The following is a 4,652-nucleotide window of genomic DNA, read 5'->3' on the forward strand; positions in this document are numbered from 1 at the left end:
GCTGCGACTGCGGGGCAGAAAGCCCCGCCAGCGCGCGCCGCGCTTCAGCCATGGCCTGGTGCTCCAGATGCCCGCCCCCGATGGTGCCCACGGTGCGGTCGGCAAAAACCGCCATCCAGGCGCCCGCTTCCCGTGGCGCCGAGCCTTGGGTAGACTCCACGGTCACGAGACAGGCCGGCGCGGCCTCCAGGCCCTCCAGCAGTAACAACAGATCCGCCACTGCAACCTCTCTGATATGTGTCTTGCACGCCATGCGCGCTGCCCGCATGGCCTGCGCCCACCCGCGTAGCCACAGCACCATGCCATCCATTTCGCCCCAACGCTCTCCACGGGCTGGCCGCCACTGGCTTCTGGCCGGACTCATGGCTGCCGTGGCAGCCATCGTCGCCGCCTGCAAGTCGGCCCCCGAAACAGCCCCGCCGCCGCCCGACAGCCGCTCACCCAGCGCCGATGCCGGCCGCACGCCCCCGGCGAAAGGCACGGCGTCCGGCCCTTCGGCGGCCAGCACCCCCAAAGCCTACCGCCACGACGCAGCCACGCATCTGTACAGCATGAACACCCAGCGCGTGTTCAAGGGCAAGCTGCCGCCCATGCTCTATGCGATCGGTGTGCTGGAAGTCGACATCGACCGCAGCGGCCGCGTCACCAAACTGCACTGGATGCGGGCTCCGCGCCACGCACCCGAGGTCGTCGCCGAGATCGAGCGCACCGTGCGCGCGGCGGCGCCCTTCCCGGTGCCGGCCCGCATGGGCCGCGTCACCTACACCGACACCTGGCTGTGGGACAAGAGCGGGCACTTCCAGCTCGACACCCTGAGCGAGGGCCAGCTCTGAACATTCGCTCCTGAATAAAGAGCAAATTTTGCAGGCGGTTATTTGGCTTGCGGCCATTTCACCGCCTTTTTGCTTTCCACAGGCGCAGGGGGCTCGCCATCCTTGAAGGCACCGCCCAGCCCAGCCCAGCCCAGCCCCATCAGGATCGCTCCGTCAGGAGCCCCTGTAGGTCGAATAGCTCCAGGGGCTCACCAGCAAGGGCACGTGGTAGTGCTGGTCGGCGTGCGCCACCCCGAAGTCGATGCTCACCCGGTCGAGAAAACAGGGCTCGGGCAACTCCACCCCGCGCGACTTGAAGTACGCCGCCACGCCAAACGTGAGCCGGTAGGTGCCGGCGCGCAGGCTGGCGTTGTCGAACAGGGGGGCGTCGGTGCGGCCGTCGCGGTTGAGCACCAGCCGCTGGATCAGCGTGGCCTCGTCCCCATGGGTCGAAAACAGCGACACCTCCATGCCTGCGGCGGGGCAGCCGTGCATGGTGTCCAGAACGTGGGTGCTCAAGCCCATAGGGGAATCTCCTCGAGGTGAACCGGCCAATATTGCCAGCGTGTAGACCAAAAGTGTATACACTTTTAGACCATCGCCCTATCATCCGCCCATGGAATCCTCCTCCACCAGCGCGATCGTCGAAGCATTGACGCGCGCCATCGCAACGCACCGCCTGCAACCGGGCACCAAGCTGGCCGAGCAGAAGCTGGCCGACCACTTTGGCGTGTCGCGCACGCTGGTGCGCCAGGCGCTGTTCCAGTTGGCGCAGAACCGCCTGGTGACGCTGGAGCCCGCGCGCGGCGCGTTTGTCGCCACCCCGTCGGTCGAAGAGGCGCGCCAGGTCTTCGCGGTGCGGCGCATGCTCGAGACCGAGATGACCCGCGCCTTTGTGCGCAGCGTAACCCCCGCCAAGATCAAGGCCCTGCGCGCCCACGTGGCCAGCGAGAAGGCTGCGATGGACGCCGCCGACGCCAGCAGCCGCACCGAACTGCTGGGCGATTTCCACGTGCGCATGGCCGAACTCATGGGCAACGAGGTGCTGGCGCAGTTGCTGGGCGACCTGATCTCGCGCTGCGCGCTCATCACCCTGATGTACCAGTCGGCCAGCGCCGCCGAGCACTCGCACGAGGAACACGCCGCCATCGTCGAGGCCCTGGCAGGCCGCGACAGCGAGCGCGCCGTGGACCTCATGCAGGCCCACCTCGAGCATGTCGAGGCCAGCCTGACCTTCGACCGCAAACGCCCCGCCAGTGACCTGGCCGCCGCGCTCGCGCCCGTGACCCCCTGATCCACCGCCCCGCCCCATGACCTACGACTCCACCCTGCCCTATCCCCGCGACCTGATCGGCTACGGCAGCAAGCCACCGCACGCGCAATGGCCCGGCGGTGCGCGCATCGCCGTGCAGTTCGTCCTGAACTACGAGGAAGGCGGCGAAAACGCCGTGCTGCATGGCGACGCGGGCAGCGAGCAGTTCCTGAGCGAGATGTTCAACCCCGCCAGCTACCCCGAGCGGCACATGAGCATGGAAGGCATCTACGAATACGGCTCGCGCGCCGGCGTGTGGCGCATCCTGCGCGAGTTTGAAAAGCGCCAGCTGCCGCTCACGGTGTTCGGTGTTGCCACGGCACTGCAGCGCCACCCCGAGCTGACCGCGGCCTTCGTGGAGCTGGGCCATGAGATCGCCTGCCACGGCCTGAAGTGGATCCATTACCAGCACGTGCCCGAGGACGTGGAACGCGCCCACATGCAGGAGGCCATGGACATCCTCCAGCGCATGACAGGTGAACGGGCCCTGGGCTGGTACACCGGCCGCGACAGCCCCAACACCCACCGCCTGGTGGCCGACTACGGCGGCTTTGCATACGACAGCGACTACTACGGCGATGACCTGCCCTTCTGGATGAAGGTGCGCAAGACCGATGGCAGCGTGGCGCCCCAGCTCATCGTGCCCTACACGCTGGACTGCAACGACATGCGCTTCGCCCTGCCCCAGGGCTACTCGCACGCCGACCCGTTCTTCCAGTACATGAAAGACACGTTCGACGCGCTCTACGCCGAAGGCGACCCGGCCGGCGACAACGCGCCCAAGATGATGAGCATCGGCATGCACTGCCGCCTGCTGGGCCGCCCCGGGCGCATCGCGGCGCTGCAGCGCTTTCTGGACCACATCGCGCAGCACGACAAGGTATGGGTGGCCCGGCGCATCGACATCGCACGCCACTGGGCGCAGCGCTTTCCCGCGCCGATTTTTTGATCAAATCGACCCGCAGCGCTTATCCCATCTGCGCCTACCGCTCACTTTATTGCAGCAGACACCATGCCCCTGACCTTGCACGAACTCAACACCGCCAGCGCCGCCGACGCACTGCAGCTGCTCGACGGCGTGTACGAACACTCGCCGTGGATTGCCGAGCGCGCGCTGGCGCAGCGGCCCTTTCAGTCGCTGGCGCACCTGCGCCATGCGATGGCGCAGACCGTGCGCACGGCAAGCACCGAGGCGCAGCTGGGCCTGATCCGCGCCCACCCCGAGTTGGCCGGGAAAGCTATGGTGGCGAAAAGCCTCACCGCCGAATCCACCCACGAGCAATCGAAAGCCGGCCTCACGCAATGCACGCCCGACGAGTTCGCGCGCATCCAGCAGCTCAACGCCGACTACAACGCACGCTTCGGCTTTCCGTTCATCCTGGCCGTGCGCGGGCCGCGCGGCACAGGGCTGGGCAAGCAGCAGATCATCGACACCTTTGCGCGGCGCCTGGACAACCACCCTGACCTCGAGCGCGCCGAAGCGCTGCGCAACATCCACCGCATCGCCGAGATCCGCCTGAACGACAAGTTCGATGCCGAGCCCGTGCTGGGCAACGACGTGTGGGACTGGCACGAGCAACTGGCCAAGCACTCCGATCCCGGCTTCGCTGAAAAAGGCCAGCTCACCGTCACCTACCTCACCGACGCGCACCGCGCATGCGCTGATGCGCTCAGCCACGGAATGCGCGCGTGCGGCTTCGACGAGGTGGAGGTGGACGCCGTGGGCAACGTGGTGGGCCGCTACCACCCCGCCACCCCGGGCGCGCGCTACCTCATGACCGGCAGCCATTACGACACCGTGCGCAACGGCGGCAAATACGACGGCCGCCTGGGCATCTTCGTGCCCATGGCCTGCGTGCGCGAGCTGCACCGTGCCGGCAAGCGGCTGCCCTTCGGCATCGAGGTGGTGGCGTTTGCCGAGGAGGAAGGCCAGCGCTACAAGGCCACCTTCCTCGGTTCGGGCGCGCTCATCGGCCACTTCAACCCCGCCTGGCTGGACCAGAAGGATGCCGACGGCGTGACGATGCGCGAGGCCATGCAGCATGCGGGCCTGTGCATCGACGACATTGCCAAGCTGCAGCGCGACCCGGCGCGGTACCTGGGCTTCATCGAAGTGCACATCGAGCAGGGGCCGGTGCTCAATGAGCTGGACCTGCCCCTGGGGGTGGTCACCTCGATCAACGGCGGCGTGCGGTTCGTGTGCGAAATGATCGGCACCGCCAGCCACGCCGGCACCACCCCGATGGACCGCCGCCACGACGCCGCCGTGGGCGTGGCCGAGCTGGCGCTGTACATCGAACAACGCGCCGCGCAGGACGGCGACTCGGTGGGCACCATAGGCCTGCTCAACGTGCCCGGCGGCTCGATCAACGTGGTGCCGGGGCGCTGCCAGTTCAGCCTGGACCTGCGCGCCCCCACCGACGCCCAGCGCGACGCCCTGGTGCGCGACGTGCTCGATGAACTCGCCCGCATTGCCCAGCGCCGGGGCCTGCGCTTCACGCTGGAAGAGTCGATGCGTGTGGCCGCCG

6 protein-coding genes are annotated in these 4,652 nt (G+C 67.8%); 4 read left to right on the top strand and 2 right to left on the bottom strand.

The window, feature by feature from the left end:
• Window positions 1-220: XdhC family protein (locus ACDELDRAFT_RS19380; protein WP_005799734.1), on the bottom strand; the 220-nt coding region annotated here is incomplete at its 3' end.
• Window positions 221-362: 142 nt separating this feature from the next.
• On the opposite strand from ACDELDRAFT_RS19380, the gene ACDELDRAFT_RS19385 reads away from it, so the two are divergent.
• Window positions 363-833: a hypothetical protein gene (locus ACDELDRAFT_RS19385; RefSeq protein WP_005799735.1), complete on the top strand. Its 471-nt coding sequence runs from the start codon at window positions 363-365 to the stop codon at window positions 831-833.
• 153 nt (window positions 834-986) lie between these two features.
• Here ACDELDRAFT_RS19385 and uraH read toward each other — a convergent pair whose 3' ends face one another.
• Window positions 987-1,337, bottom strand: coding sequence for a hydroxyisourate hydrolase (gene uraH, locus ACDELDRAFT_RS19390; protein WP_005799737.1), 351 nt, complete (start codon window positions 1,335-1,337; stop codon window positions 987-989).
• A gap of 91 nt (window positions 1,338-1,428) precedes the next feature.
• On the opposite strand from uraH, the gene ACDELDRAFT_RS19395 reads away from it, so the two are divergent.
• From ACDELDRAFT_RS19395 to uraD, 3 genes are all read left to right on the top strand, one after another.
• Window positions 1,429-2,106, top strand: coding sequence for a GntR family transcriptional regulator (locus tag ACDELDRAFT_RS19395; RefSeq protein WP_005799738.1), 678 nt, complete (start codon window positions 1,429-1,431; stop codon window positions 2,104-2,106).
• Window positions 2,107-2,122: 16 nt separating this feature from the next.
• Complete coding sequence (gene puuE / locus ACDELDRAFT_RS19400; RefSeq protein ID WP_005799739.1) at window positions 2,123-3,073, top strand: allantoinase PuuE; 951 nt, start codon at window positions 2,123-2,125, stop codon at window positions 3,071-3,073.
• Between the two features lie 63 nt (window positions 3,074-3,136).
• Window positions 3,137-4,652, top strand: a 1,516-nt coding sequence (gene uraD / locus ACDELDRAFT_RS19405) for a 2-oxo-4-hydroxy-4-carboxy-5-ureidoimidazoline decarboxylase (RefSeq protein WP_005799740.1), incomplete at its 3' end; no start/stop codon positions are given.

Origin of the sequence: Acidovorax delafieldii 2AN (assembly GCF_000175235.1) — a bacterium.
Classification (GTDB): domain Bacteria; phylum Pseudomonadota; class Gammaproteobacteria; order Burkholderiales; family Burkholderiaceae_C; genus Acidovorax; species Acidovorax delafieldii_B.

Bases quoted from the DNA above. Each gene is read 5' to 3' on its own strand.
- ACDELDRAFT_RS19385 (WP_005799735.1), top strand. From the start codon at position 363: ATGGCTGCCGTGGCAGCCATCGTCGCCGCCTGCAAGTCGGCCCCCGAA.
- uraH (WP_005799737.1), bottom strand. From the start codon at position 1,337: ATGGGCTTGAGCACCCACGTTCTGGACACCATGCACGGCTGCCCCGCC.
- puuE (WP_005799739.1), top strand. From the start codon at position 2,123: ATGACCTACGACTCCACCCTGCCCTATCCCCGCGACCTGATCGGCTAC.
- ACDELDRAFT_RS19395 (WP_005799738.1), top strand. From the start codon at position 1,429: ATGGAATCCTCCTCCACCAGCGCGATCGTCGAAGCATTGACGCGCGCC.